This is a genomic window from Pseudomonas sp. HLMP (assembly GCF_046365545.1).
Lineage (GTDB): Bacteria > Pseudomonadota > Gammaproteobacteria > Pseudomonadales > Pseudomonadaceae > Aquipseudomonas > Aquipseudomonas guariconensis_B.
Window position 1 is genome coordinate 3,271,286 of sequence record NZ_JBDLLR010000001.1, and the last position, 25,989, is coordinate 3,297,274.

General features: G+C 64.3%; 28 protein-coding genes and 4 pseudogenes. 9 read left to right on the forward strand and 23 right to left on the reverse strand.

Annotated elements, in window-relative coordinates; translation table 11 throughout:
- Nucleotides 1-59: 59 nt before the first annotated feature.
- The 11 genes and pseudogenes from ABFA30_RS15230 to ABFA30_RS15280 all read right to left on the reverse strand — a co-directional run.
- A complete protein-coding gene (locus ABFA30_RS15230) occupies nt 60-1,646 on the reverse strand; it encodes an ABC-F family ATPase (RefSeq protein WP_225787967.1) in 1,587 nt (528 codons plus the stop codon).
- A 219-nt stretch (nt 1,647-1,865) separates the two neighbouring features.
- A pseudogene (locus ABFA30_RS15235) lies at nt 1,866-2,306 on the reverse strand (tyrosine-type recombinase/integrase); the annotation flags it as partial.
- Nucleotides 2,212-3,147, reverse strand: coding sequence for a hypothetical protein (locus tag ABFA30_RS15240; RefSeq protein WP_410045630.1), 936 nt, complete (start codon nt 3,145-3,147; stop codon nt 2,212-2,214). The gene ABFA30_RS15240 and the pseudogene ABFA30_RS15235, both read right to left, overlap by 95 nt.
- An 80-nt stretch (nt 3,148-3,227) precedes the next feature.
- Nucleotides 3,228-3,368, reverse strand: coding sequence for a hypothetical protein (locus tag ABFA30_RS15245; RefSeq protein ID WP_253081750.1), 141 nt, complete (start codon nt 3,366-3,368; stop codon nt 3,228-3,230).
- 199 nt (nt 3,369-3,567) lie between these two features.
- The gene (locus tag ABFA30_RS15250; protein ID WP_253102640.1) at nt 3,568-3,798 is read right to left on the reverse strand and encodes a hypothetical protein; all 231 of its coding nucleotides are present in this window, start codon (nt 3,796-3,798) and stop codon (nt 3,568-3,570) included.
- A gap of 390 nt (nt 3,799-4,188) precedes the next feature.
- Nucleotides 4,189-4,359, reverse strand: coding sequence for a hypothetical protein (locus ABFA30_RS15255; RefSeq protein WP_253080519.1), 171 nt, complete (start codon nt 4,357-4,359; stop codon nt 4,189-4,191).
- A 139-nt stretch (nt 4,360-4,498) separates the two neighbouring features.
- Nucleotides 4,499-4,801, reverse strand: a complete 303-nt coding sequence (locus ABFA30_RS15260) for an XRE family transcriptional regulator (RefSeq protein WP_186663749.1) — start codon at nt 4,799-4,801, stop codon at nt 4,499-4,501.
- Nucleotides 4,798-5,154, reverse strand: coding sequence for a type II toxin-antitoxin system RelE/ParE family toxin (locus tag ABFA30_RS15265; protein ID WP_225787733.1), 357 nt, complete (start codon nt 5,152-5,154; stop codon nt 4,798-4,800). The genes ABFA30_RS15260 and ABFA30_RS15265 overlap by 4 nt, the downstream gene beginning before the upstream one ends.
- A gap of 111 nt (nt 5,155-5,265) precedes the next feature.
- A complete protein-coding gene (locus ABFA30_RS15270; RefSeq protein WP_368816668.1) occupies nt 5,266-5,565 on the reverse strand; it encodes a hypothetical protein in 300 nt (99 codons plus the stop codon).
- A gap of 99 nt (nt 5,566-5,664) precedes the next feature.
- A complete protein-coding gene (locus ABFA30_RS15275) occupies nt 5,665-5,994 on the reverse strand; it encodes a helix-turn-helix domain-containing protein (protein ID WP_368816671.1) in 330 nt (109 codons plus the stop codon).
- Between the two features lie 11 nt (nt 5,995-6,005).
- Nucleotides 6,006-6,545 (reverse strand): annotated as a pseudogene (locus tag ABFA30_RS15280) (IS630 family transposase); the annotation flags it as partial.
- Between the two features lie 474 nt (nt 6,546-7,019).
- On the opposite strand from ABFA30_RS15280, the gene ABFA30_RS15285 reads away from it, so the two are divergent.
- From ABFA30_RS15285 to ykgO, 3 genes and pseudogenes are all read left to right on the forward strand, one after another.
- A complete protein-coding gene (locus tag ABFA30_RS15285; RefSeq protein WP_368816669.1) occupies nt 7,020-7,337 on the forward strand; it encodes a helix-turn-helix domain-containing protein in 318 nt (105 codons plus the stop codon).
- A gap of 273 nt (nt 7,338-7,610) precedes the next feature.
- Nucleotides 7,611-8,215 (forward strand): annotated as a pseudogene (locus ABFA30_RS15290) (amidohydrolase family protein); the annotation flags it as partial.
- Between the two features lie 245 nt (nt 8,216-8,460).
- On the forward strand, nt 8,461-8,607 hold the full coding sequence (gene ykgO / locus ABFA30_RS15295) for a type B 50S ribosomal protein L36 (protein ID WP_023632134.1): 147 nt from the start codon (nt 8,461-8,463) through the stop codon (nt 8,605-8,607).
- A gap of 123 nt (nt 8,608-8,730) precedes the next feature.
- Here ykgO and ABFA30_RS15300 read toward each other — a convergent pair whose 3' ends face one another.
- From ABFA30_RS15300 to ABFA30_RS15325, 6 genes are read right to left on the reverse strand one after another with little or no spacing between them, the layout of a single operon-like run.
- Entirely contained in the window at nt 8,731-9,108 is a 378-nt protein-coding gene (locus ABFA30_RS15300) for a termination factor Rho (protein ID WP_410045631.1), read from the reverse strand.
- A 17-nt stretch (nt 9,109-9,125) separates the two neighbouring features.
- Nucleotides 9,126-9,554, reverse strand: a complete 429-nt coding sequence (locus tag ABFA30_RS15305) for a hypothetical protein (RefSeq protein WP_225787738.1) — start codon at nt 9,552-9,554, stop codon at nt 9,126-9,128.
- A 28-nt stretch (nt 9,555-9,582) separates the two neighbouring features.
- Nucleotides 9,583-10,542, reverse strand: a complete 960-nt coding sequence (locus ABFA30_RS15310; protein ID WP_410045632.1) for a lysylphosphatidylglycerol synthase domain-containing protein — start codon at nt 10,540-10,542, stop codon at nt 9,583-9,585.
- A complete protein-coding gene (gene clsB, locus ABFA30_RS15315) occupies nt 10,542-11,744 on the reverse strand; it encodes a cardiolipin synthase ClsB (RefSeq protein WP_410045633.1) in 1,203 nt (400 codons plus the stop codon). The genes ABFA30_RS15310 and clsB overlap by 1 nt, the downstream gene beginning before the upstream one ends.
- Nucleotides 11,741-12,526 (reverse strand): endonuclease/exonuclease/phosphatase family protein, encoded by a 786-nt coding sequence (locus ABFA30_RS15320; protein ID WP_253080524.1) that lies wholly within the window; start codon nt 12,524-12,526, stop codon nt 11,741-11,743. Before ABFA30_RS15320 ends, clsB begins: the two co-directional genes overlap by 4 nt.
- Nucleotides 12,523-13,440 (reverse strand): DUF72 domain-containing protein, encoded by a 918-nt coding sequence (locus tag ABFA30_RS15325; protein WP_225787742.1) that lies wholly within the window; start codon nt 13,438-13,440, stop codon nt 12,523-12,525. Before ABFA30_RS15325 ends, ABFA30_RS15320 begins: the two co-directional genes overlap by 4 nt.
- 269 nt (nt 13,441-13,709) lie before the next feature.
- On the opposite strand from ABFA30_RS15325, the gene ABFA30_RS15330 reads away from it, so the two are divergent.
- The 3 genes from ABFA30_RS15330 to ABFA30_RS15340 are packed head-to-tail and all read left to right on the forward strand — an operon-like array spanning nt 13,710 to nt 14,874.
- On the forward strand, nt 13,710-13,850 hold the full coding sequence (locus ABFA30_RS15330; RefSeq protein WP_225787743.1) for a hypothetical protein: 141 nt from the start codon (nt 13,710-13,712) through the stop codon (nt 13,848-13,850).
- Nucleotides 13,851-13,879: 29 nt separating this feature from the next.
- Nucleotides 13,880-14,275, forward strand: coding sequence for a low affinity iron permease family protein (locus ABFA30_RS15335; RefSeq protein WP_225787744.1), 396 nt, complete (start codon nt 13,880-13,882; stop codon nt 14,273-14,275).
- Nucleotides 14,276-14,322: 47 nt separating this feature from the next.
- Nucleotides 14,323-14,874 (forward strand): ATP-dependent Clp protease proteolytic subunit, encoded by a 552-nt coding sequence (locus tag ABFA30_RS15340; protein WP_225787745.1) that lies wholly within the window; start codon nt 14,323-14,325, stop codon nt 14,872-14,874.
- A 152-nt stretch (nt 14,875-15,026) separates the two neighbouring features.
- Here ABFA30_RS15340 and ABFA30_RS15345 read toward each other — a convergent pair whose 3' ends face one another.
- Nucleotides 15,027-19,169 carry a CheR family methyltransferase gene (locus ABFA30_RS15345; RefSeq protein ID WP_253080527.1) on the reverse strand — a complete coding sequence of 1,381 codons (4,143 nt, stop codon included), beginning with the start codon at nt 19,167-19,169 and terminating at the stop codon, nt 15,027-15,029.
- A gap of 86 nt (nt 19,170-19,255) precedes the next feature.
- Complete coding sequence (locus ABFA30_RS15350) at nt 19,256-19,513, reverse strand: hypothetical protein (RefSeq protein ID WP_225787747.1); 258 nt, start codon at nt 19,511-19,513, stop codon at nt 19,256-19,258.
- 341 nt (nt 19,514-19,854) lie between these two features.
- On the opposite strand from ABFA30_RS15350, the pseudogene ABFA30_RS15355 reads away from it, so the two are divergent.
- From ABFA30_RS15355 to ABFA30_RS15365, 3 genes and pseudogenes are all read left to right on the forward strand, one after another.
- Nucleotides 19,855-20,010 (forward strand): annotated as a pseudogene (locus ABFA30_RS15355) (general stress protein); the annotation flags it as partial.
- Between the two features lie 225 nt (nt 20,011-20,235).
- Nucleotides 20,236-20,562 (forward strand): DUF6555 family protein, encoded by a 327-nt coding sequence (locus ABFA30_RS15360; protein ID WP_225787749.1) that lies wholly within the window; start codon nt 20,236-20,238, stop codon nt 20,560-20,562.
- A gap of 189 nt (nt 20,563-20,751) precedes the next feature.
- Complete coding sequence (locus ABFA30_RS15365; protein WP_225787750.1) at nt 20,752-21,627, forward strand: AEC family transporter; 876 nt, start codon at nt 20,752-20,754, stop codon at nt 21,625-21,627.
- 29 nt (nt 21,628-21,656) lie between these two features.
- Here ABFA30_RS15365 and ABFA30_RS15370 read toward each other — a convergent pair whose 3' ends face one another.
- From ABFA30_RS15370 to ABFA30_RS15385, 4 genes are all read right to left on the reverse strand, one after another.
- Complete coding sequence (locus tag ABFA30_RS15370) at nt 21,657-22,289, reverse strand: hypothetical protein (RefSeq protein WP_225787751.1); 633 nt, start codon at nt 22,287-22,289, stop codon at nt 21,657-21,659.
- A 121-nt stretch (nt 22,290-22,410) separates the two neighbouring features.
- Nucleotides 22,411-23,742, reverse strand: coding sequence for an MFS transporter (locus ABFA30_RS15375; protein ID WP_225787752.1), 1,332 nt, complete (start codon nt 23,740-23,742; stop codon nt 22,411-22,413).
- 88 nt (nt 23,743-23,830) lie between these two features.
- Entirely contained in the window at nt 23,831-24,769 is a 939-nt protein-coding gene (locus tag ABFA30_RS15380; protein WP_225787753.1) for a hydroxymethylglutaryl-CoA lyase, read from the reverse strand.
- Nucleotides 24,766-25,959: a CaiB/BaiF CoA transferase family protein gene (locus ABFA30_RS15385; protein WP_225787754.1), complete on the reverse strand. Its 1,194-nt coding sequence runs from the start codon at nt 25,957-25,959 to the stop codon at nt 24,766-24,768. The genes ABFA30_RS15380 and ABFA30_RS15385 overlap by 4 nt, the downstream gene beginning before the upstream one ends.
- Nucleotides 25,960-25,989: the final 30 nt, after the last annotated feature.

Genomic DNA, 25,989 nt, shown 5'->3' on the forward strand with positions numbered 1-25,989 from the left:
GGCTTGAGGCCTTGGGGCCGCAAGCGGCCCCAGGCACGACCAAGCGATGCCGGACGAGGTCAGACCACGACCCCCTGGCTACGCAGGTAATCGTCGTAGGTGCCGCTGAAGTCCACCACTCCATCCGCCGTCAGCTCGATGATCCGGGTGGCCAGCGACGACACGAACTCGCGGTCATGGCTGACGAACAGCAAGGTCCCTGGGTAGTTCTCCAGGGCCAGGTTCAGCGCCTCGATCGACTCCATGTCCAAGTGGTTGGTCGGTTCGTCCATCACCAGCACGTTGGGCTTTTGCAGGATCAGCTTGCCGAACAGCATGCGGCCCTGCTCACCACCGGAGATCACCTTCACCGACTTGAGGATCTCGTCGTTGGAGAACAGCATGCGCCCCAGGGTGCCGCGGATCAGCTGTTCGCCCTGGGTCCACTGGCCCATCCAGTCGAACAGGCTCAGGTCCTCCTCGAAGTCATGGGCGTGGTCCTGGGCGTAGTAGCCCACCTCGGCGCTGTCGGTCCACTTCACCGCACCGGCGTCCGGCGTCGTCTCGCCGACCAGGGTACGCAACAGGGTGGTCTTGCCGATGCCGTTGGGGCCGATGATCGCCACCCGCTCGCCGGCTTCGACGACGAAACTGAAATCCTTGAACAGCACCTTGTCGTCGAAGGCCTTGGCCATCTTCTCCACGGTCACCGCCTGGCGGTGCAGCTTCTTGGTCTGTTCGAAGCGGATGAACGGGCTGACCCGGCTCGAAGGCTTGACCTCGGCCAGCTGGATCTTGTCGATCTGCCGTGCCCGCGAGGTGGCCTGCTTGGCCTTGGAGGCGTTGGCCGAGAAGCGGCTGACGAAGCTCTGCAACTCGGCGATCTGCGCCTTTTTCTTGGCGTTGTCGGCCAGCAGCTGCTCGCGGGCCTGGGTGGCTGCGGTCATGTACTCGTCGTAGTTGCCCGGGAACAGGCGCAGCTCACCGTAGTCCAGGTCGGCCATGTGAGTGCAGACGCTGTTGAGGAAGTGCCGGTCGTGGGAAATGATCACCATGGTGCTGTTGCGCGCCGTCAGCACGTTTTCCAGCCAGCGGATGGTGTTGATGTCCAGGTGGTTGGTCGGCTCGTCGAGCAGCAGCACGTCCGGATCCGAGAACAGCGCCTGGGCCAGCAGCACCCGCAGCTTCCAGCCCGGCGCCACTTCGCTCATCGGGCCGAAGTGCTGCTCCAGCGGAATCCCCAGGCCCAGCAGCAGTTCACCCGCACGGGACTCGGCGGTGTAGCCGTCCATCTCGGCGAATTCGGTTTCCAGCTCGGCGACGGCCATGCCGTCTTCCTCGGTCATTTCCGGCAGGGAGTAGATGCGATCGCGCTCGGCCTTGACCTTCCACAGCTGCTCGTGGCCCATGATCACCGTGTCGATCACGGTGAATTCCTCGTAGGCGAACTGGTCCTGGCGCAGCTTGCCCAGGCGGGTGTTGGGTTCGAGCATCACCTGGCCCGCGGACGGCTCCAGGTCGCCGCCGAGGATCTTCATGAAGGTCGACTTGCCGCAGCCGTTGGCGCCGATCAGGCCGTAGCGGTTGCCGTTGTTGAATTTGACCGAGACGTTTTCGAAGAGCGGCTTGGCGCCGAATTGCATGGTGATGTTGGCGGTAGAAATCAAGTGCTTGTCCTGCGGGGGTTCCAGAGGTGTATTTAGGCCCCTCTCGTGCGTTTTGGGCCAATTTCGGGCCAATTCGACTCGGGGCGGCAGCTTCTCCAGCTCCCTCCAGTCCGAGGAGGAGCTGATCCATTTCGCGTAGGTAGAGAGCAACATCTCGACGCAGTGGCTGAGCGGGTTGGCGATGAACGCGAGGTTCATTCCAGCTATCAGGCACAGGGGTGCGTAGGTGTGGCGGGTGTCGTACTGCCGGCGTTCACGGATGTCCAGCGCCTTGGGCGCTGCTTTGAAGGGGCGGATTGTAACACTTGGCTCGTTGATCCACAGCCCACCTTTGCTTGGCTGGAAGACGAAGGGGCTGACCGGATTGGCCGATTTGGAAGCCATGCGCTTCAAGTTTGCCACTCGCCGGGCCTGGCTGACGGCATTGAGCGCCCGCTCGTTGAGCAGGATGGTTCGGTGATTCTTGGTCTTGGTGCGCTCTTGTGGCGCTCGATTGATGATGATCCGGCGTATGACTGCAGTTCGCTCCTCCAGATCGACGTCATCCCACTGAAGGCCCATTGCCTCACCAGGCCGAACCCCCGTGAAGAAGCAGAACTCGAAGAAGGCTGCGTAGATTTGGGAGTACTTGCGCAGGCTGCCGTAAAGGTGAGCAATGATCGCTTCCGCCTCGGTCCTGGTGTATGGATCGACGACCTTCTTTACGGCCTTTGGCTTGTCCAGGGAAGCAGTCGGGTTCTTGGCGATCAGCCCGTCCAGCACGGCCGTTTTGAATACGCTCGACAACTTGATGATCGCGTTTCGCTTCACACCTACTGAAGTCCACTGAATCTGCGAGATGACGCTGCGGAGCAGGGTCGTTGCCCTTTGGTCGCGTCCAGGCGGTCGGGCTGATGCCGAACTCCTGGATCTGCTTTGACGCGATGTGACCCTGCGAGCGCATCAAGGCGATCACCCGTAGCGCGGCCTCCTTCCAGGGTGTGAGGCTCACCGGCGAGGGGACTCCGGCCTGATGCGCGCCAACCACCATTGGCACTCGGCAACGTTCTGCCGGGTTCCAGTCGAACAGGTGCAGGTACTCTTCATTGACGAAGAAAGACATCCAGTCCCGGTTATTCAGGCAGCGGATATCGAACTCCCATCCGGACTTGTCGCCGCCACGATGCATCCAGCGGGGAAGCAAGACCGGAACACCGAGCAGGCCCAGCATGCGGCCGATACCGTGACTGGCATCGCTGGCCTTGCCGACGATCACCAGGCGGTGGTCAGGGCCTGGGCGGCCGTAGAAGTTTTCGTAGTCCTTCGGCAGGATCTGGTCGGCCACCTTCGCATTGAGGGTCATCTTCGCCTCGATGCCGATCTGCCGACCGCTGGTGTGCACGGCGAGGATGTCGAAGCCTGCAGCCTCGGGATAGCAAGTCCAATCGGCCTGCTTGTTCATCGACTGGATGAAGGCCGCGCACAACTCGGCCTCCGTCTTGATCGGTGTCCTTTCGAGCATGTCGATTCCTTGGCCGCCATATCGCGGCAGTGAATGGAGGGGAGAGGGGCTACAGCAGAAAAGAGTACGGATGTACTCCTTCAGGGTTCGTCGTACTCAGCCAGCGGGGTGTGGACGATGCCGATCAGCTTTGTGTCGAGCGCTGGCTTGCGCTCCAGGGCGCCCCGGGCGTTCCACAGCTGGAGGGCCAGGTCGATGGGATCATCCCATCCGGTTTCCATGGCCTTCTGGAACGCGGCGTTGAAGGCGGCGAGGTCGGCGTCTTTGTCTGTTGTGCTCGGCCCCGCGCTGGTGGATAGGCCGCAGGAGAGTAGCCATGAAGCTTAAATTTGAAACTACCAAAAGTGGCCATGTTGTAGTCGTCGGCATCGGCCTGGGTGAGCAGGCGCCTGTTGCTGTCGCAACGGCGCCGATCAGAACTCAGAAAATTCGCGATTGCAAGAAGGTCAGCATGTCCAAGTAGTTGGCCTGATTACCGCCCTGAACCTGCGTTGCCTTATAGGATTCCAGATTTTCCCATAGGGATTGTCGGTCAATGGAGTCAAGCTTAGTAATTTCGTTAATGATCGCGCCGAGGGTATTGAGAGTCACCGCCGATACTGTGTTGGCAGCCTGCTCCAAAGCGGTGAGACGGTTTTCTATGTTTTGCATTTGACCTCCTAGGTCATCATGCCCCAGTCCATGGGCTTTCCGGCAACGGACTGGGGCGGTTCGTTGGAGGCACAACGCTACTGCGCCTGGATCCAATCATGTCAATGACGGTATGAATGTGAATCCTGACCGGACTAGAAACGTGTTGCCAGCTCAGGCGCCGAAGGCTCCGCCACCTGCTCCGAGCCCCAAGAAAGATTGATCGTTTGAAGCCCAGCCCCGCGCTGGGCTTTTTGCGTCTGGCGCCGGCCCGCGCCTAGCTGTCGCCGCGCCACGAGATGGCTTAGTCGAGGCTGTTCTCTCGCTCTGCTTCAGCGTCCTGTGCATCGAACATCGCAGCCATGGTCTCGGTGTGCTTCTTCTGAGTGGTCGAGTAAAACATGCATCGGTTTAAGAGAAATCTTTCATGCTTCGGGCCGAGACGAGGTGATCGGGCTCTACCTCCAGTACCTCAACTCGACCATTACGCGAGCTGGTCACCTCAATCGTGTAGCTCGCGATCGTGCCGTCGACGCGCTCAGTGTGGCCGAGGCATTTGAAGGTGAGGGTGGGTTCGGTCATGCTGGGCTCCAGAGGCTGCCGTAGGGCTGGCCGTGTATACACATGGACCCCATTCTATAAGCTATAGAATGGGGTCCATGTGTATGGGGCGAGTGGGAAAGATCCGGCGCTTGGCCGGGCTCACTGGAGCAGGGCGAGGTTATGCGTGAGCAGCCTCTTGCTCCGGCACCAGTCGCACCTCAACGCGTTGGCCCAGTGCACGAGCGGCGCTGGCTAGGGTCGCCAGCGTCATGCCTGGGTCGTCTTGGTCTAGTGCGCGGTCCACTGCGGTACGACTGGTGTGCATGCGCGCAGCCAGGGCTTTCTTTGTCACCTTCTGGCTTTTCATGGCTTCAGCGATTTGCCAAGAGATGACTCGCTTGAGGGCAGCAGCGGACACTTCCTCTGCGAGACCTTGCTCTGCAAGGAAATCGTCGAAATCGGAGCCGATGTGCTGGTTCATTGCTTGTTCCTCTCTAGTGTTGCTTTGCGTTGCCTGGCGGTTTCCAAGTCAGACGCGGGTGTTTTCTGGCTCTTCTTGATGAAGCCGTGAAGCAGAACCATGACGTTCCCGTCCACGGTGAAGAGCACGCGGGCGATGGTATCGACTAGGTTGACCCTGACCTCCCAGAGGCCTTTATCAAGCTTTCTGACAACTGGCATTCCGATTGGCCAGCCGATCTGGACCGTTTTGATTTCTGTTCCGATCATCCGCTTGTGATCGCGAGGCAGGTCGGTCAGCCATTCGCGCACCGGCTCATTGCCCGCTTCCGTGCGATAAAAACTGACGTGCAATGTTGGTGGGATTTCACTCATGTGTTGAGTGTACCAAAAATGGTGCGTTACGCAACGTTCGGCGGGAGTTCGTCAAGGATATGGGTGGATTCGGCAGGAGCAGGGCGGCCCGGCGCTTGGCCGGGCTTGGGGTTACCGGAAATTTCTCTCGACAATCAGGTCGTAACAGCGGCGAACGACGGTCGCGAAGTACAGGCCGCTTAGCCAGAGCAGACCTACAAAGCCAGCGGCAAGCATCGCGTCGAGGTTGATTGCATGGTCTCGTGACCAGTTGAGCATTTCCACTGTCACGCTGCCCGACACCCAGAGGTAGTAGGCCCCTACGGCGCAGCTAGGGATGCCTATCAGTAATAGCTTCCAATCGCTCAGCTCCGCGTAGGTGTACTTTTTGCGGGTACGGAAAGCAGTGGACATTTTCTTCAGTAGCTTCATGTGCGTACTCCGTTTGCCATTGACGACCTGGGTGAAAGCAAAGCTGAACCCGCGAAAAATCGTTGGTTAAAAAATGAGCGGCGCTTGGGCGGGCTTGGTTTACTGCTTTTTCAGAAGCTGAACGAGCTTTTCGTACGCACCTGGCATCTCAGCTTCAAGCTGAGCAAGCATGTCTGGGTTTTTGTCGTACTTCATCTTCAACCCCATCGCGATGATTTGCTGAACGGCGTCGTTGAAGCTGATGCTGGACTGCTCGGCGAACTCATCAATCTTTGACGATTCCTCTTCAGTGAGCATCAGTGTGATTTCACGACCTTCGTCATCGGAGGAGTCACCTGACAGCGCTTCGGGAGTCGTGTCCAGTGCGTCCGCTAGCTTCATCAGCACAGCCAGCCGAGGCTTTGCCTTTCCTGCTTCGTACCTAGATATCTGAGACCAGGTTAAGGGGAGACGCTTTCGAAGGTGTCCTTATTCATTAGCTTATTTTTCATCACGCTCAGCTTTGCCATATGTACCGAGCTGATGATGGCCTCTGCCGTCTTGTTCCATTTGAACGGCTTGGCCGAATGCTCGTTGTGAGCCGTGATGAATTGGCGGATCGCGGCTTTCAGGTCAGGAACGCTGGTGAAGACACCTCGATACAGCGCCCGTCTCTCCAACTGCGAGAACCAGCCTTCCACTGCGTTCAGCCAAGACGCGCTGGTCGGCGTGAAGTGCAGCTTGAAGCGCGGGTGTTTTTCCAGCCAATCCCTGATTGCAGCGGTTTTGTGGGTCGAGCTGTTATCCAGGATGACATGAAGATCCAGCCCAGCTGGCGTGCTGCGGTCAATCTGTCGGAGAAAATCCAGAAATTCCTTGGCCCGGTGCCGCTGGGTGATCCGGCCCATGACCTCGCCGGTCATGATATCGAACGCTGCATACAGGCTTGCTGTGCCATGGCGCTAGTAATCATGCGTTCGCCGCTCAATCTGACTGAGCCGGCAGGCAGGCTCAATCAATACTCCTCCATGGATGAGCATGAGTTTGCACCCGGCGAGCCCATTTGCCAGGTTCAGTTACGACTGTTCAGCTTGGCGATATGGCAGTCAGTGAGATGTGAATAGCCGAGGCTAGGGTTTTGATTGATCTTTGTACGGGAATCCCGTACTTTTGGCTTATGCGAACAGTGATCGAAACGCCAACATTCCAAAAAAAACGCCGCCAAGCTTTGGTGTGATGACGAACGCGTGGCGTTCATCGATTGGATCGCAGCCAACCCCTTGGCCGGTGATGTAATTCCCGGAGCAGAGGGGGCGAGAAAGGTACGTTGGGCGCGCGCAGGCTCGGGCAAGTCTGGCGGTGCAAGAGTGATTTACTTCACCTGACAGAAGATGAAATCGTGTTGCTGGTTACGGTCTATGCAAAGGCCGAGCGCTCCAACATGAGCCCAGCTGAAATCAGCAAGGTGGTGTGATATGCGTGACATTGATATTGAAGCTGTTGCCAAGGCCATTGAGGCTGATGCGGGTGAGGCGGTACCTGATCTGCGTCAAGCGCTCAAGGAGGCGAAAATGGGTGCCGGGCGAGTCACTACGCCCGAGCAAATCTTGGTGCGTCAAGCGCGTGAGCGTTCTGGTCTGACCCAGGCCTCTTTTGCCGAACGTATCGCCACACCAGTGGCCACCCTTCGCGACTGGGAGCAAGGCCGCTTCGTGCCGCCTGGCGGTGTGCTATGTCTGATGCGACTGATTGTTAAGCACCCTGAGTTGTCGCAAGAATTAGCTGCCCAGTGACCCATCAATAGTCGGGAAACCGACACCCCAATGCACCGAGGCTTTGTCCACCGCCGGTCCGAAAGGACGGCGGTGGCAGGCTCGGGTCGCTCCCGAAAGTGAACGCGACATGGCCAGCCCTAGCCAGGCCGATGCTGATCCGACCATCCAGCTGGCCGACGAGATCATGGCTCGCGTTGAGGATATTCGGCTGCCAACGGGGGCGCTGGACAATGAAGGACTGCCGGTCACTGTCTCTGCCCGCGAGCTGCTGGTCCAGGCCGACGAAAACATCGCCCCGTGGCGGGGAAGCGGATCACCGCGGAAGTGTGGTGCATCATCTGCTGTTCGATGACCGCGACTATGCAAGCCTCGGGCACCTGATCAAATGCAACCCCGCCATCAAGACCCGGGCAGACCGCGATGCCCTGCGCCAGGCGCTGCAGTGCGACCGTATCGATGTCATCGGGACCGATCATGCACCGCACACACTGACGCAGAAGCAACGCTCCTACGCGTTGGCGCCCGCTGGATTGCCGCTGGTCCAGCATGCATTACCGGCACTGTTCGAGTTGGTCGAGGAGGGCGTGCTGTCGGTTGCCCAACTGGTGCGCAAGACCAGTCACTCGGTCGCTGACCTGTTCGCAATCCAGGGCAGGGGATATTTGCGCGAAGGCTACTGGGCAGACCTGGTCTTGATCGAACGCCTGCCCGAGCCTCGGGCCGTCACCCTCGATCCGGTGCTGGCCCACTGTCAGTGGACGCCGTTCATCCAGCATCGGTTTCATCATCGGGTGACCACCACCCTGGTGTCCGGTCAGCTTGCCTGGCATGGCGGCCGGGTGGTCGACAGCTGCCAGGGGTTGCCGTTGGTGTTCCACTCGCAACGGTCTGGTTGAGGTTGCACAAGGGACGGTCTTCCTCGAGGGCGCGAACATGGGCGAAGCCCGTGCCATACAGCTCGGTGTCCTCTTCGCGGGTAATTCAGATAAAAAATACTTATAAATCAATTAAGTATTCAAAGCTCTATAGAAAGTAGTTGAAGATTGGATCTTGCAATGGCAAAGGATGCGCTGTGACGGGGTGATTGCGAGATGGGAATGATTTGCGTTAATGTTATGTTATTACGTAATCGGAGACTCCCATGCAAGTACTATCGTCACTCAAGCAAGCCAAGCGCCGTCATCGTGATTGCCAGGTAGTCAAACGCCGCGGAAGGATCTATGTGATCTGCAAATCCAATCCTCGTTTCAAGGCGCGACAGGGAGGAGTGAAGAAGAAGCGGGGCTAGCCGATGGGCCGCCCGTTTTGGCCCTGCAAACCGCATCATGCGTGATCGACTCAGACCCTGTGGGTCGCGATGGGCTGCAAAGCAGCCCCAATGCCGCTCGGCGGGCAGGCATTGGGGCCATCGTCACGCCGCACGGCGCAGCGCCTCGACCAGCGCCGCCTTGCGCATGGTCGAGCGTCCGGCGATGTTCTGCTTGCGCGCCCGGTCCATCAGCTCGGCCTTGCTCATGTCCTCCAGGTGCTGGCCGGGCCGTGGCACGCCGCGGCGGGTGGCGGCGGCGCGCTTGGCCGAGGACTCACGAGCCTTCTCCTTGGCCTGCGGGCTTTTCTTCTGCCCGGAGCCGCCCTTGCGCTCGCCACCGCCGGACTGCTTGTTGACCGTCGCCCAGGCCCGCGCCTCGGCTTCGTCCTTGGGCACGCCCTTGGCCTCGTAGCTTTCCTCGATGTGCTCGGCCTTGCGTTTTTGCTTGTCGGTGTACTTGTCTTTGTCTCCACGTGGCATGGTCGTTCTCCTTCGGTTCAATGGGTCTGCCAGATGCCGTCGTTGCGCTCGCAGTCGGTGCGGGCCTGAGCCAGGCTCGGGGTGTCGTAGTAGTAGGTGATGACCCGGGCGTCCTTGGGCACCGCCGGGTGGGTCGGGGGCTGGTCGCGACCGATGGATTTCGGGTTGGCCAGCGATTCCTGGGTCAAGGGCGCGATGCAACTGCCGACGCTGCCATCGGCGCAGCGCGAAACCGGGTGCTTGCGGGTATTGACCATCTCCTTGCTCTCGTTGCTGCACGACCAGGCGATGGCCTCGGCGGGCATGTCGCTGAAGCTGTAGCAGGTGCGCCGCTCCACGGGCGTCACCGCATCGCTGGAGGAGCGGGTGAAGACCTCGCAGGCCTCGGCCAGCACCTGGGTGCTGACCAGGCTGCCCAGCATCAGCAGCAGAACGGGAAAACGCATGGCACACCTCCTGGCCTCGCGGCCGTCGTCAGGTCTTGCGCAATGTCGCTTTGCCGCGCCGGCGCATGGCCTTGGCGCGCTTTTCCAGCACCAGGTAGACCAGCACCGCCAGCAACAGCGGAATCAGGTAGTACAACGTGCGGTAACCCAGCAACGCGGCCACCAGGCTGCTCTGGCCGAGCTGGCCGTGGAGCAGGGCGAGGAACACCGCCTCCAGCACCCCGAGCCCGGCGGGAATGTGCGCCACCACCCCGGCCACGCAACTGATCAGCAGGATGCCCAGGATCGATGGGAAGAACAGCTCTTGGGGCAGCAGCCAGTGGATCAACGCCGCCATCAGCGCCCAGTTGCTCGCGCCCAAGGTCACCTGGCAGAGCGCCAGGCGCAGCGACGGCAGGGTGATTTCATGCGCGCGCAGACGCCAGGTGCGCCGCTTGGCGAAACCGCAGGCCAGCAGGTAGCCCAGCGCCACGGCCAGCAACAGGAAACCGATGAGTTGCAGGCCGACGACGCCCACCGCCCAGTCGTCCGGAAGCTTGACCAGGCGCAGGGCGAACACCGTGCCCGCCAGCAGCATGTAGCCGACCCAGTTGGTCAACAGCCCCAGGGTCAGGATCCGCGTGATGGTCGGCGTGTCCAGGCCCAGGCGGCTGTACAGCCGGTAGCGCAGGGCCACGCCGCCGACCCAGGTGGTGAAGTTGAGGTTGAAGGCATAGCAGACGAACGCCACCGGCAATACCTGGCGCACGGGCAAATGGTGGCCGGTATAGGCACGGCCGAGCAGGTCGTAGCTGGCGAACACCAGGTAGCTGGCCAGGGCCAGGGCCAGGCCCACCGCCAGAGTCGCGGGCTTGTAGGCCAGCAGCGACTGGCGCACTTCGCTCCAGTCCAGGTTGCGCGCCAGCATGTACAGCAGCGCCGGCACCAGCACCAGGAACGCCAGGGTGAGCAGGCGCTTGCCCCAGGTCTGCCATGGCTTTCGCTCCATCAGGTCTTGCCCTCGTGGTAGGTGGACTCGTCTTCCTGGGTCGGGCGCAGCGATTGCAGTTCCTGGCGATGGGCCGGGAACCAGCCGGCGATCCGCGGGAAATGGCGGATGATGTGGAAGCACAGGAAGATCAGCGGCGCCCGCCACCAGTAGCCACGGATCATCCGCTCCAGGGTGACCGCCCTGCATTGCTGGCTGGCCAGTTCGCTCAGGTGCCGGTACAGCTGCTGGTTGAACGCGCGGTCGCGGATCAGCAGGTTGGCCTCCAGGTTGAATGACAGGCTCAACGGGTCGAGGTTGCTCGAACCCACCGTGGCCCATTCCTCGTCCACCAGCGCGACCTTGCCGTGCAAGGGGCGCTGGCAATATTCGTGGATGCGCACGCCGTCGCGCAGCAGGTAGTTGTACAGCAATCGCGACAGGGCCCTGACCCAGCGCATGTCTGGCTGCCCCTGGAGGATCAAGGTCACCTCCACGCCCCGTCGGGCGGCATTGCGTAGTTCGCGCATCAACCGGTAGCCGGGGAAGAAGTAGGCGTTGGCCACCAGGATGCGCCGGCGCGCCAGGCGAAAGCCCTCCAGGTAATAGGCCTCGATGTCGTTGCGATGACGGCCGTTGTCGCGTTCGGCCAACACGGCGCTGGCCTGGCCGCAGGGCTGGGTGACCGGGCGCACTTGGCTCGGCGGCTGCAGTACTGGCGCCAACAGGCGGCGGCTGGAGGCATGCAACTGGACGACCACCGGGCCGGTGACTTCCACGGCATAGTCCTGCTTGGCCATCGGGCCATAGTCGCCGAGGTGGTCGGCGCTGTAGTTGATGCCGCCGATGAATGCCCGCTTGCCGTCGATCACCACGATCTTGCGGTGCAGGCGGCGGAACAGGTTGGTGCGCATGCCCGCCAGGCGCGGGTGCGGGTCGAAGGCATGGAAGCGGATGCCGACCTCGGTCATGGCCGAGACGAAGCTATCCGGCAGGTCGGCGGTGCCGTAGCCGTCGGCGGCCACCTCGACCCGTACACCTCGCCGGGCGGCATCGATCAGCACCTGCTGCAGCTGTTGGCCGACCTTGTCGTCGTAGATGATGAAGGTTTCCAGCAGGATCTCTTCCCGCGCCTGGGCCATGGCCTCGAACACGCGCGGGTAGTACTGCTCGCCGTTGATCAGCAGCTCGACATGGTTGCCATCCACCCAGGGTCTGTTCACAGGCTCACCTCTGCCGCCAAGGGCGCATGGTCGGAGAGGTGCGACCAGGGGTACTTGGACAGGACCTGGGCCGCGCACGGCATGGCGTTGCGCAGGTAGATGCGGTCCAGGCGCAGTAGCGGCAGGCGCGACGGGAAGCTGCGCGCCGGTGTGCCGAAGTGTTCCCCGAAGGCTTCCACCAGGCGCTGGGACAGCACTGCATCGGCCTTCAGCCGCCAGTCGTTGAAGTCACCGGCGACGATCACCGGGGCCTTGGGCGGCAGGCTGTCGAGCAGCTCCAGCAGCAGGCGTACCTGGCTCTGCCGGTGGGCCTCGCGCAAGCCCAGGTGCACGCAGACGGCATGCACTTGCTCGTGCCCGGGCACCTCCAGCCGGCAATGCAACAGGCCGCGCTGCTCGTTGCCTTGGATCGACACGTCGAGATTGTGGTACTCGGCGATGGGAAACTTCGACAGCAGGGCATTGCCGTGGTCGCCGTGGGGGTACACGGCGTTGCGCCCATAGGCGAACTGCGGCCACATGCTGTCGGCGAGGAACTCGTACTGGGGTGTGGCCGGCCAGGCCGGATGGCGCAGGGCGTGTTCCTGGTGGCTACCGTGTACCTCCTGGAGAAACACCAGGTCGGCGCCGGTGGCACGCACCGCCTCGCGCAGCTCGGGCAGGATGAAGCGTCGGTTGAACAGGGTGAAGCCCTTATGCACGTTGATGGTCAGCACGTTCAGCCGATGCACGGCGGTGACCCGGTCGATGATGCAGCGGGGGGCGGGCAGGGTCTTGTTCACAGCTCGACCTCCGGTTCCACGCCCGGCTCGGTGAGCAGCTCGCCGTCCAGCTTGAGCCTTTCCAGCAAGCGCCGGGCGTCGTAGGGCGCGTGGACTTTCTGGTCGTTGTCGAAATAGCAGTAGACGTCCCGTGAGGCCCGCTTGCGCGGGGCGCGCTGGACGACCAGCTGGGCATCGTCGGGCTGTCCGCCCCGGCTCCAGGCTTCGATGCGCGCCTGCCAGCGGCGCAGGGCACGGGCGGTATAGCCGCTGCTGTAGAGCTCGACGTCGCCGTGCAGGCGCAGGTAGACGAAATCGGCCGTCACATCCTCGACATAGGGCCACTTGCCTGCGCTGTCGGCCACCACCAGGGCGACGTTGTGGCGGCGCAACAGCTCGACGAAGGCCGTACAGCAGAAGCTGTCGTGGCGGATCTCCACGGCATGGCGCAGGGCCCCGTCACCCTTGAGCGCGGTGGCGCCGTTGCCCTTCAGCTGTTCGCTGCACTGCTCGGCGCAAGCCCGTGCGGCCTTGCGCCGGTGCGGCAGCAACTCGAGGAAATGGCTGAAGCGCGCCTCGTCGTACCTGAGGCTCGGCGGAAACTGCCAGAGGATCGGCCCCAACTTGTCGCCCAGCAGCAACGGCCCGGAGGCGAAGAAGTTGGCCAGCGGCTGCTCGATCTCCTTGAGCCGTCGCACATGGGTGATGTAGCGCGGCGCCTTGACCGAGAAGACGAAGCCCTCGGGTGTCTGGTCGTGCCAGTTGCGGTAGCGCTCGGGTGTTTGCAGGGCGTAGAACGAGCCGTTGATCTCGATACTGTTGACCGCCCGCGAGGCGAACGCCAGTTCGTCGTCCTGGCGCAGGCCGGTGGGGTAGAAATCCTTGCGCCAGGGGCCATAGCGCCAACCGGAAATGCCAATGCGGATCTCGCTCACGGTGCCTTCCTTCGCTCGTGGAGGATATCGCCCGCGTCCTGGAAAACCTGGCCACGGATGCGGGCAGCTCTTGAATGTGCGACTGGGCAGGCGTGGCCAGGTTCAGCAGGATTGACGAGTGGCCTTTCGGTCGTGGCTTGGGGTTGGGCTGCAAAGCAGCCCCTGGGTTTCAACCACGGCGCTCACAATTGGAACTTTGCCGTGGCCTGTCTCTCCACCGGATGCCGGGGCCGCGAAACCGCGCCTCGTCAGCCAGAGGAGAACCTGCGATGAAGACCGACGACGCTTTCGACGAACTGCACGAACTGCCCGGTACGACCCAGCCGCAGCCGATCGACGACGAGCCGGAGGTCCTGCCGGACGACCCCGACCTGCAAGGCCTGCCCGGCGAGGACAAGCTGCCGGGCTGAGGCCCAGGCAGCGCGGGAGGACCGCCAACATGAAATTCGACCGCTTCGCCCAATGGCTGGCCAACTGGTCCGGCCGCCCGCTGACCTTCGCCATCGCCCTCGTAGTGATCCTGGCCTGGGGCGTGAGCGGGCCGTTGTTCGACTTCAATGACACCTGGCAACTGGTGATCAACACCTCGACCACCATCGTCACCTTCCTCATGGTGTTCCTGATCCAGAACACCCAGAACCGCGACAACGACGAACTGCACATCAAGATCGACGAGCTGCTGCGCACCACCCGCAAGGCGCACAAGGCCTTGCTCGACCTGGAAGACATGGACCCGGCCCAGCTGCATGCACTGCGCAAGCAGTACCAGCGCCTGGGCGAGCAGGGCGAGCGAGACGATGCGGCCCACCCGCCTCGCGATGGCGAAGCGGGCTGAAGGCCAGCCCGTTCCACTGGAATGATCTGCCAACCCTGGAGGCACGCATGGCCAGACACATCATCCATTACACCGGCCCGATCAACTCATCCACCTGCGGCAACCTGATCAACACCTGTTCCCGTGCCCTGCAGCAGGGCGCCGAGGTGCTGCAGGTCAACATCGCCACCATGGGCGGGGAGTGCAGCTACGGTTTCACCCTGTACAACTTCCTGCGCTCGCTGCCGGTGCCGGTGCACACCCACAACCTGGGCACGGTGGAGTCCATGGGCAACATCCTGTTCCTGGCCGGCGAGCGCCGTACCGCCTGCGCCATGAGCAAGTTCCTGTTCCATCCGTTCCACTGGACCCTGCATGGCTCGGTGGACCATGCCCGGATGGCCGAATACGCCATGAGCCTGGACTACGACCTGCAGCTCTACGCGCAGATCGTCGCCGAGCGCACCCAGGGCGCCACCGAGGTGCTCGACGTGCCCCGCTACCTGATGGCCTATCCGCGTATCCTCGGGGCCAAGGAAGCGTTGCAGAGCGGGATGATCCATGCCATCGACGAGATGCCGATCGCAGCGGATGCCTGCCAGTGGAGCGTGCATGCCTAGGGGCCTCGGGAGTTCATTCTCGGGCCGCGCCCATCGCATCCTGTGCCTTGGGCTCGCGAACTCCGCTTGTGGGTTTTCTTGCCATGACGGCAGATGACGGTGGCGCGATGCCCTGAATGTCGTGCCCGATCCGCCACCGGCCGGATGAGCGGTCAGTAGGGCACCGAGCCGCTCAACGCCTCGATCGCCTCCACCAGTTCGTCATAACCCACCGGCTTGTTCAGGTGGCGGTCGAAGCCGGATTGCCGCGACTTGTACTGGTCGGCGCTGGCGCCATAGCCGGTCAGGGCGATGGCTGGCGTGTAGCGCAGGTGGGCATGGCCGCGTAGCGCCTTGATCAGGGCGTGGCCGTCCATGCCCGGCATGCCGATGTCAGAGAGGATGATGTCGTAGCGCTCGCCGCCGGCGGCTTCCAGCGCCGCGCGTGGGTCGCTGTAGGCCTGCACGTCGGCGCTCTCCATTTCCAGCAACTGCTGCATCACCTCCAGCACCTCGATCGAGTCGTCCACCAGCAGCACCCGGATACCGCTCAAGCGGCCCTCGGCCTGCTGCTCGCCGGCCGGGGCACAGGCGGGTTGGTCGGCGTCGCACAACGGCAGGCACACGACGAAGGTGCAGCCCTTGCCGAGCCCCGGCGAGCTGGCCTGGACGCTGCCGCCATGGGCCTGCACCAGCTGGCGCACCAGCGAAAGGCCAATCCCCAGCCCCTCGCGGCTGTGGCCGACCGGTTGCGGGACCCCCTGGTTGAACAGGTCGAAGATGCACTCCAGGCTCTGCTCGCTCAGGCCGATGCCCTGGTCGATCACCTGCAGGCAGGCCTGCTCGCCCTGGCGGCCCAGCACCAGGCGGATGTCGCTGCCAGTGGGGCTGAACTTCAAGGCATTGTTGAGCAGGTTCCAGATGATTTGCTCCAGGCGCGTGCTGTCGCCCTCGATGAACAGCGCCTGGTCATCGGCCGGCATCTCCAGCACCACGTTGCAGGGGTGCTGTTCGCTGACCACCACCGCATGGATGCCCCGCAGGATGGCGCACAGGTCCACCGGCTCGGTCTTGAGCTTGAGCTTGCCGGTGCGGATGCGTGCCACGTCGAGCAGGTCGTCGATGATCCGCGCCTGGCTGGACACCGCGTCGCAGATGGTGCCAACCGCCTTGCTGGCGGCGCTGGTGTGCTTCACCGACGGCAGGCGGCGGAGGATCTCGGCGTTGAGCTGGATCAGGTTCAGCGGGTGCTTGAGCTCATGGGACATGATGGCGAAGAACTCGTCCTTCATGTGGCTGGTGTTCTGCGACTCGGCCAGTTGCTTGCTCTGCTCGTCGTGCAGGCGCTTGTGCCCGGTCAGGTCGCGGGCGATCTTGACGTAGCCGCGCAAGCTGCTGCCCTTGAGCAGGGAGATCTCGCCGCTGCAGTAGAACCGGCTGCCATCCTTGCGCACCTGCCAGCGCTCGTCCTGGCCGCGACCGTTGAGCCGGGCCGCGCGCAGCTCACGCTCCGGCACGCCCTCGCGGCGGTCCTGCTCGGTGAAGATCAATGCGTAGTGGCGGCCGATCACCTCGGCCTTGGCGTAGCCGAAGATCAGCGTCGCGCCGGTGTTCCAGTCGGTGACCAGGCCGTGCTCGTCGAGCAGGATGATGGCGAAGTCATGGGTGCTCTCGGCCACCAGGCGCATGCGTTCCTCGCCCAGGCGCAACCGCTCCTCGGCGGCGCGGCCCTTGCTGATGTCGATGAAGGTCAGCACCGTGCCGTCGATCTTCTGCTCGCTGGAGCGGTAGGGCAGCAGGCGTGCCAGGTACCAGCGCTGGTTCTCGCCGCCCACCTCGCGCTCGATGGTGGTCTCGCCCTGGGCCACGGCGCGGGCGTCGTCGGCCAGCTCCGGGTAGTCCAGGCGGTGGGTGATGTCGAGCAGGGAGCGGCCGGTGTCGACCGGCAGCATGTTGAAGATGTCGGTGGCGCGTGGGGTGAACCAGCGGATGTGCAGGTTGCGGTCGACGAACACCGTGGCGATGGCGGTGGAGGCGATCAGGTTGCTCAGGTAGTCGTTGACCTTGTCGGTTTCCTCGACCTTGTTCTTGAGTTCGTAGTTGACCGTCAGCAGCTCTTCGTTGATCGACTGCAGCTCTTCCTTGCTGGTCTCCAACTCCTCGCTGGCCGAGCGCAACTCCTCGTTGATGGCTTGCATCTCTTCGTTGGAGGCGGTCAGCTCCTCGCTGGAGATCTCCGACTGCTCGATGGTTTCCTGCAATTGCAGGCGGGTGCGTTGCAGCTCGCGCTCCAGGTTGGCCAGGACCATGCTGTCGGTCTGGCGGATGCCGCTGGCCGGCAGCAGTGATGGGTCTGGCAGGCGCTCCTCGAAGACCACCAGCAGGTACTCGCTGGCACTGGGCTCGTCCTTGTGCGGCTGGACCACCACTTCCACCTGCAGCCTGCGCTCGCCCTCGACCAGCTCCACCGGCCGCGAGGTGACCGCCTGGGAGCCCTGGCGGGCCTGGAACAGCGTGCTGCGCAAGGCCAGGCGCAGGGGTGGCAGGACCAGGTTGAGCAGGTTGCGGCTGGGTTCGCCGCCTACCAGGTGCAGGAAACGGCCGACCCCTTCGCTCATGTGCAGGATGTTGCCGTCGCCGTCGACGATCAGGCTCGGAGGCGTGCGCCGGGCCAGGGCACGGTGGTGCACCTCGGCGTAGGACAGCTTGCGCCCGGGGCGGGCCTTGGTGCGGTTGTCCGGGATCGGTGCCTGCACCTCGGCGCCGGGCAACTCGCGCCCGGAGCGCCGGCTGGCGGGGTTGGTCGCACGGGCCCGGAAGATCCGGTTGCGCTTGTCCACCGGGGTGAACAGCTCGCCGGCCACGTCGGCCGACTCGGACGAACCGAGGAACAGGTAACCGCCAGGGCGCAGGGCGAAATGGAACATCTGCAGGATGTCGTGCTGCACCTCGCGGTCCAGGTAGATCAGCAGGTTGCGGCAGACCACCAGGTCGATCTGCGAGAAGGGCGGGTCGGACAGCAGGTTGTGGCGGGCGAACAGGACCTTCTCGCGGATTTCCTTGCGTACCCGGTAGTGCTGGTCTTCCTTGACGAAGAACTGGCGCAGCCGTGCCGGCGGCACGTCGGTGACGATCGCCTCGGGGTAGCTGCCACTGCGGGCGAAGGTGATGGCGCGTTCGTCCAGGTCGGTGGCGAACACCTGCACTTTGGCCGCGCGCTGCTCCACGGCCAGTTGCTCGCAGACCAGCATGGCCAGGCTGTAGGCCTCTTCGCCGGTGGAGCAGCCAGCCGACCAGACGCGGATCTCGGCCGGGCCGTCGCCGCTTTCGCCGTCGCTGACCAGCTCGGGCAGCACATGGCGCTCCAGCGCCTCGAAGGCTTCGCGGTCGCGGAAGAAGTTGGTCACGCCGATCAGCATGTCGGCCAGCAGCGCCGCGGACTCCTCCGGGTGCTGCTCCAGGTAGCGGTAGTAGGCGGCAAGGTCGGCCTGGCCGGTGACGTGCAAGCGCCGCTCGAGGCGGCGCAGCACGGTGGCGCGCTTGTAGTGCTGGAAGTCGTGGCCGGTATTGGTGCGCAACAGCAGCAGGATCTCCTCCAGCAGCGGCTCGGCCTGACGCGCGTCGCCACGGCGGCTGCCCAGCGCCGGCGGCAGGGTGTCGTCCTCGATTTCCGGCAGCCGGACCTGGCGGGCGTTGTGCCACAGTTCCATGAGCTTCTGCGGCATGTCGGCCACCGGCAGCACCAGGTCGACCATGCCGGTCTCCAGCGCCGCGCGGGGCATGCCATCGTACTGGGCATCGTCCGGCGCCTGCACCAGGGTCACGCCGCCTTGCTCCTTGATCCGCGACAGGCCCACCGCGCCATCGGCACCGGTGCCCGAAAGCACCACGCAGAAGGCGTGGTCCTTGTGCACGTCGGCCAGGTCGCGGAAGAACAGGTCGATGGCCACATGGTCGCCACGTCGGCGGTTGGCCGGGCTGACCCGCAGGTAGCCGTCGTTGGTGGACAGGCGGTTGGCCGGGGAAATCACATAGACATGGTTGCGCTCGATGGGCACCGGCTCGCTGACCTGGCGCACCGGCATGGCGGTGGTTTCCTGGATGATGCGGTCGGCCACGCTCTGGTGGTCGGGAGACAGGTGCAGCACCACGACGAAGGCCATGCCGCAGTCGGCAGGCATCTGCCGGAAGAAGGTGCAGATGGCCTCGAGGCCACCTGCCGAGGCGCCGATGCCAACCACCGGGAAGTCCAGGTGGCTGGGGCTCAGCGCTGGGTTCTGCGGGGCGGCTGGGGACTGCTTGGAGGACGACTTCATGGAACGGAGCCTTGTACAGACCTGAAGGTTCGGCCCTTGGAAGCATCGCCGGGCGTGTGATGCGCGATTATAGGCCGCCCTTCGGCTCAGCGGCGAGCGATCGCCGGTGAACGCGCGCCAAAGCTCTGGTCGATCAGCGCCAGGTGCTCCAGGGCCTCCTCGTAGCGTTCGGCGGCCTTGCGCCGCAGCGACTGGTAGTGGTCGAAGCGACCGGCATCCAGGCCGGGGCGCTCGAGCAGGGCGAAGGCCGCGTGGTCGAGCTGGTAGGCCTGGGCGAACAGGCGCTGGTTCTGCTCCAGGGCGAGCTGGCGGCAGGCCTGGCGGGTGGCGTGGGTCGGTGTCATGACGGTCTTCCTGGTGTTGGGGGAACGGCATCCTGAGGTGTGACAGCGGCTGGGGCGGGGAAGTGCGAAAAAACTGCGGGCAAGCCATTCGGGGCCGCTGCGCGCCCCATCGCCGGCAAGCGTCCCTGCGCCAGACGCTGGCGCACAAGCTTTTGGCCAAGCGGGCGTTTGGCGCCACTCGTCAGCCCTGGGCCATGTCGATTGAGCAGAGGCCGCCAGCGCCGGTTCGGAAGTACTGCATGGCGCAATTCCGTGCCAAGCCAATTCCACTAGCAAGGAGAAACGACATGGCGCGTGACCAAGAGCGATCCGGCCAACGTGGCGGCACCAAGGAAACCAACCCGGGCAATTTCGCCAACGACCGCGAAAAAGCCTCCCGCGCCGGCCACAAAGGCGGCCAGAACTCCGGGGGCAACTTCGCCAATGACCGTGAGCGCGCTTCCGAGGCCGGCCGCAAGGGTGGCCAGCACAGCCACGGCGGCGGCCACAACCGGTGAAGGCCTGCGTTCGCTGAGGCCCGGCGCTGAACCGGCCGGGCAGCGATCCGGGGTGGTGGCCAGGGGCCGCCGCCCCGGATCGATCCATACCCTCCTGGCACAGGGATGCAGGCCGCGGCGAGGGTTTCAGCCCACTCATTCACATTGTTCGACAATCTTTTGAATCTTCACGGAAAACCCCGATCAATCAGGAAGTCATCCATGGAGAAGAGGAGGGCCCCTACGATGCCAACCCCACAGCTGTACATCATCGACTATCGACTGCATGGCGAGCAGCGCAGCTTCATCATTCGCCTGGAACGCATGGACAACGCCGAGGCCTGGCATTGGGCCAGCTGTGATGCCGGGGTCGGGATCATTCCGAAATTCGGGCGGGAGCGGATCAGGAAAGTGAGCCGGCCGATGGCCGAGCGCTACGGGATCACCGAGGTGAGTTGGCGCTTGTCGGGCAGCGGGGCGCAGTTCGTGCCGAAGTCCGGGCCCGGGGTGGCGGCAGCCTTGCCGGGCGATTCGCCGTTGCCAGGGGAGGGGGAAGCTGCGGTCATTGCCTGATCGTCGATTGTCTTGTTTGTCTGTACCAGCCCTATCCTCCCACAGGTACTCCATCGCGTCTGAGGGCAGTGGGAAACCTGTGGAAGCCGGCGCGAAGCGGCCGCAAAACTGGCAGCAAGGCTTGCCCGAGAAGGGGCCACCCCCCGCATAATGGCGGCTGCCTTCTCTAATCCGGTTCAGGGAGAACACATGCTGGCTTCGCTGTTCGCCGTCCTGGCGCCTGTCTTCATCGTCGCCGGCATCGGCTATGCCTGGGCCCGCCGCGGGCTCGACTACCCGACCGAGTTCATCGCCGGGATCGTCATGACGGTCGGCACTCCGTCCCTGGTGCTGTCGACCCTGAGCCGCACCGACCTCGACCCGACGGCTTTCGCCAGCATGGCCCTGGGCTGCGTGCTGTGCATGCTCGGCATGGCCCTGGCCGGCCTGTTGGTCTGCCGTGCGTCGGGCCAGCACTGGCGAGTGCTGCTGCCGGCCTTCATGTTCCCCAACACCGGCAACATGGGGCTGCCGATCAGCCTGTATGCCTTCGGCGAACACGGGCTGGCCCTGGCCGTGGCGTTCTTCCTGACCCTGTCGATCTTCCAGTTCACCGTGGGCCTGGCCATGTCCGGCAGCGCTGCGTCGTTCAAGGCGTTGCTGCGCAACCCGATCGTGATCAGCCTGGTCGGGGCCATGCCGATCATCTTCCTCGACCTGGAGCTGCCGCGCTGGCTGGCCAACACCGTCGACCTGCTGGGCGGCATGACCATCCCGCTGATGCTGCTGACCCTGGGCGTGTCACTGGCCAGCATCCGCCTGCGCCATGTAGGCAACGGCCTGCTGCTCGGCGGGCTGCGCATCGTGCTGGGGGCGGCGGTGGGTTGGGGCGTGGGCGCGGCGCTCGGCCTGGAGCCGCTGGAGCGGGCGGTGCTGGTGGTGCAGTCGTCGATGCCGGTGGCGGTGTTCAACTACCTGCTGGCGGTGCGGGCGAACCGTTCGCCGGAGCAGGTGGCCAACCTGGTGATGTGCTCGACGGTGCTGTCGTTCGCCTGGTTGCCGGCAGTGCTGGCCTGGTGGTTGTAGACGCAGGGCGGGCCCTGCGCCTCGGATGGCTACTTGCCGAACAGCCGCTCGTGCACCCAGCCCTTGTTGGTCAGGACCATGGCACGGGTTTCCTTCAGCGGCGTCTGGGCGCTGGCGACGATCTTGTCCAGGCCCGAGATGCCGGCCTTGACGTTGTCATCGCCGGCCCACGCGGGCAGGTCGGTGACCTTGTAGGCGTAGGTCACGCGGGAGATCTGCTGGCCCATCATCTCGCCCGGCTCGCTGAACCGCTCGATGGCGGTGACCTGGGCCTTGCCGAAGCACAGGCCGCCAGAGGTGGTGCCGTTCATCCTCTGCTGCGCATCGGCCTTGTAGTACTTGCGGCCTTCGTCGGTCAGGTCGTAGGCGTAGTAGATGTCGGTGCGGGCCGGCTGCCACAGGCGCTCGGGCACTTGCGTGCGGGAGATCTCCTTTTCGCTGACCACGCCGACCTGGGCCAGGGCATGCAGCGCCTTGTTGGTGCCGTTGAGGTCGAAGTCGCGGGTCTTGGTCGGGAACGAGGTGATCACGAAGCAGCGGGGGTACTGGGTGTCGAGGTAGGCCTGGGCGGCCTTCTGGAAATTGGCCTCGCTGGCATCCTTGGTATCCGAGCAGCCGGCCAAGGTGGCCAGCAGTGCCAGCGGTACGATCTTCCTGTGCATGGTAAAGCGTCCTTGATTGCGAAGGTAAGGCTCCGGCGTGGCCGGCGGGCAGAATTAGAACCCGCGGGCCAGAGGGTGCGCAATCATGGCAGGACGGCATCTGCGCAATCGGCGGGCCCCATCACTGATGGGGCACATCCCGCGTGCGCAGCTTCTGCGGCAGGGCGAACAGCACCAGGGCGACGGTGACCAGGCAGGTCAGGGCGATCAGGTACAGCGCCGGGGTGGTACTGCCGGTCAGGTCGCGGATGCGCCCCACCAGCACCGGGCTGACGATGCCGCCCAACTGGCCAAGGGTGTTGATCAGGGCGATACCACCGGCAGCCCCGGCGCCAGCGCCGGCCAGCAGTTTCGGCGGCAGCGCCCAGAAGCTCGGGATCGAGGCCACCACGCCAGCCCCGAGCAGGCCCAGGGAGAGGATCAGCAGCGGCGTGTTGTCATCGAACAGCCCGGCGCAGAGGAAACCCAGCGCCCCGAGGGCGACCAGCCCGGCGGTGAACCAGCGGCGTTCTCCGGTGGCGTCCGACAGCCTGCCGCAGATCACCATGGCAATGGCGCCGCAGATATAGGGCACCGCGGTGAGCAGGCCGATCATCGACGGGTTCTCGGTACCCGCGCTGCGGATCAGCTGTGGTGCCCAGAAGTTCAGGCCATAGGAGGCGATCTGGATCAGGAAGTAGATCAGCCCCAAGGTCAGGAAGCCGGGAATACGGATCGCTTGCAGCAGCGAGCCCTGGCCGTGGGCGGCCTGGGGCGGGTCGATGCGCGAGAGCAGCAGTTGTTTCTCCCGGGCGTCCAGCCAGCCGGCATCCTCGACACGGTCCTTGAGCAGGGTCAGCACCAGCAGGCCGAGGCCGACGCAGGGCAGGCCGCCGAGCAGGAACAGCCAGTGCCAGCCGCGGATCTGCATCACCCCGTCGAGGTGGTCGAGCACGAGCCCCGAGAAGGGGGCGCCGAACAACCCGGCGAAGGCCGAGGCGAGAAACAGCAGCGAGGTGATGCGGCCCCGGTAGTGACGCGGGAACCACAGGGTCAGGTAGTACAGCACGCCCGGCGCGAAGCCGGCTTCCATGGCGCCGATGATGAAGCGCAGGGCATAGAACTGCCACTCGCTGGTGACGAACACCATGGCCGCGGTGGCCAGGCCCCAGGAGATCATGATGCGGGCGATCCAGCGGCGCGCGCCGACCTTGTACAGCATCAGGTTGCTGGGCACCTCGAACAGCACATAGCCGACCACGAACAGGCTGGCGCCCAGGCCGTAGGCGGTATCGCTGAAGCCAAGGTCGGTTTGCAACTGGAACTTGGCGAAGCTGATGTTGATGCGGTCGAAGAAGGCGAACAGGTAGCAGACCATGATCAGCGGCATCAGCCGCCAGGCGACCTTGCGCACCAGGGCTTTTTCGCTGTCGGCGCCATCGCTGGCGCCCAGTTGCAGGGCGGAAAGACTCATCGTTCATTCTCCAGTCGGCCGCACTACAGGCGGCCCTGTTGTTCTTGTTGTCTGGTGGGGGCCGGGGGCCCCCGGATGGCGCGGTGTTTCAGCCGGGCAGGTGCTCCGGCAACGGGTGCAGGTCGCAATTGCGTCCGGCCTTGGCCAGTTGCCCGGGCACCTCGTGGCCGAGCAGCGCCGGCAGGCTGCGTGACAGGCTCAGCAGGCCGTCCAGATCGATGCCGGTGGGGATGCCGGTTTCGGCGCACAGGTTGACCAGGTCCTCGCTGCAGATGTTGCCCGAGGCGCCTGGGGCGAAGGGGCAGCCACCGAGCCCGCCGAGGGCCGCGTCGAAACGCCGGGCCCCGGCTTCGTAGGCGGCCAGTACGTTGCACAGGCCCAGGCCACGGGTGTTATGAAAGTGCAGGGTGAGCATGGCCGCGGGCAGGCGTTCCAGGCTACGCCGCACCAGGCGCGCGACCTGGCGCGGGTTGGCCATGCCGGTGGTATCGGCCAGGGTCACGCCTTGCACGCCCAGTTCGAGGTAGGCATCGAGCAGGCGCAGCACCAGGTCTTCGTCGATATGCCCTTCGAACGGGCAGCCGAAGGCGGTGGCGACCGTGGCATTGAGGCTGACCGAGCGCCCGTGCACCGCCTGGACGATGTCGCCGAAACCGGCCAGGGACTGCTCGCGGCGCATGCGCATGTTCGCCAGGTTGTGCGACTGGCTGGCCGAGAGCACCAGGTTCAGCTCGTCGGCGCCGGCGGCCAGGGCGCGTTCGGCGCCCTTGAGGTTGGGCACCAGGGCGACGTAGACCACCCCGGGCTGGCGGCGGATGCCACGGAACACCTCGTCGCCGTCGCGCAGCGCCGGGATCGCCTTGGGCGAGACGAACGAGCCCGCCTCGATACGCGAGAACCCCAGGCCCGAGAGACCGTCAATGAGCTCGATCTTCTCTTCGGTGGGCACCCAGGTCGGTTCGATCTGCAGGCCGTCGCGGGGGGCGACTTCCTGGATCAGCATGAAGTCGGGATTGGCCGGGATCATTGCACCACCCCCTCGGTACGCAGGCGGGCGATGTCGTCCTCGCCCAGGCCGATGCCCGCGAGCAGGGCATCGGTGTGTTCACCCAGCGCCGGGCCTTGCCAGTCGACCCGCCCTGGGGTGGCGGACAGCTTGGGCACGATGCCCGGCATGCGCACCGGGGTACCGTCTGGCAGTTGGCTGTCGAGCAGCATGCCGCGCGCCTGGTAGTGCGGGTCGGCGACGATGTCGGCGACCGAGTAGATGCGCCCGGCAGGAACCTCGGCGGCCTCCAGCGCGGCCAGCACCTGCGCGATGGGATGGCGACGGGTCCAGCCCTCGATCGCCTCGTCGAGCAGCGCGGCCTGGGCGGCGCGGCCATCGTTGTGGGCGAACTCGGCGGCCTCGGCCAGGTCCGGACGGCCAATGGTGTGCATCAGGCGGCGGAAGATCGGGTCGCTGTTGCCGGCGATGACCACGAAGGCGCCGTCGGCGGTGCGGTAGGTGTTCGACGGTGCGATGCCGGGCAGGGCACCGCCGCTGCGCTCGCGTACATGGCCGAGCAGGTCGTATTCGGGGACCAGGCTCTCCATCAGGTTGAACACGCTTTCCACCAGCGACACATCCACCACCTGGCCTTCGCCACCGTTGGCGCGCACGTTGAACAGCGAGAGCAGGGCGCCCATGACGGCGTGCAGCGAGGCCAGCGAATCACCCAGGCTGACGCCGGCGCGGGCCGGGGCCGAGCCCGGTTCGCCGGTGGTGTAGCGGATGCCGCCCATGGCCTCGCCGATGGCGCCGAAGCCTGGGCGGTCGCGGTAGGGACCGCTCTGGCCGTAGCCAGAGATGCGCACCAGGGTCAGCCTGGGGTTCAGCGCGTGCAGCACGTCCCAGCCCAGGCCGAGTTTCTCCAGGGCGCCGGGGCGCAGGTTCTCGATCAGTACATCGGTGTCTTGCAACAGGCGCTTGACGATCTCCAGGCCTTCGGCGGCCTTGAGGTCGAGCGCCAGGGATTTCTTGTTGCGCGACTGCAGGTACCACCAGAGCGAGGTGCCCTGGTGCAGCTTTCGCCACTTGCGAAGGGGATCGCCCTGGCCGAGGGCTTCGATCTTGATTACTTCGGCACCGAACTCACCGAGCAGGCGAGCGGCGAACGGGGCGGCGATCAGTGTGCCTATTTCCAGGACCCTGATACCTTCGAGTGGGGCGGGCATGGTGCGTACCTCTTGTTCTTGGACTATGTG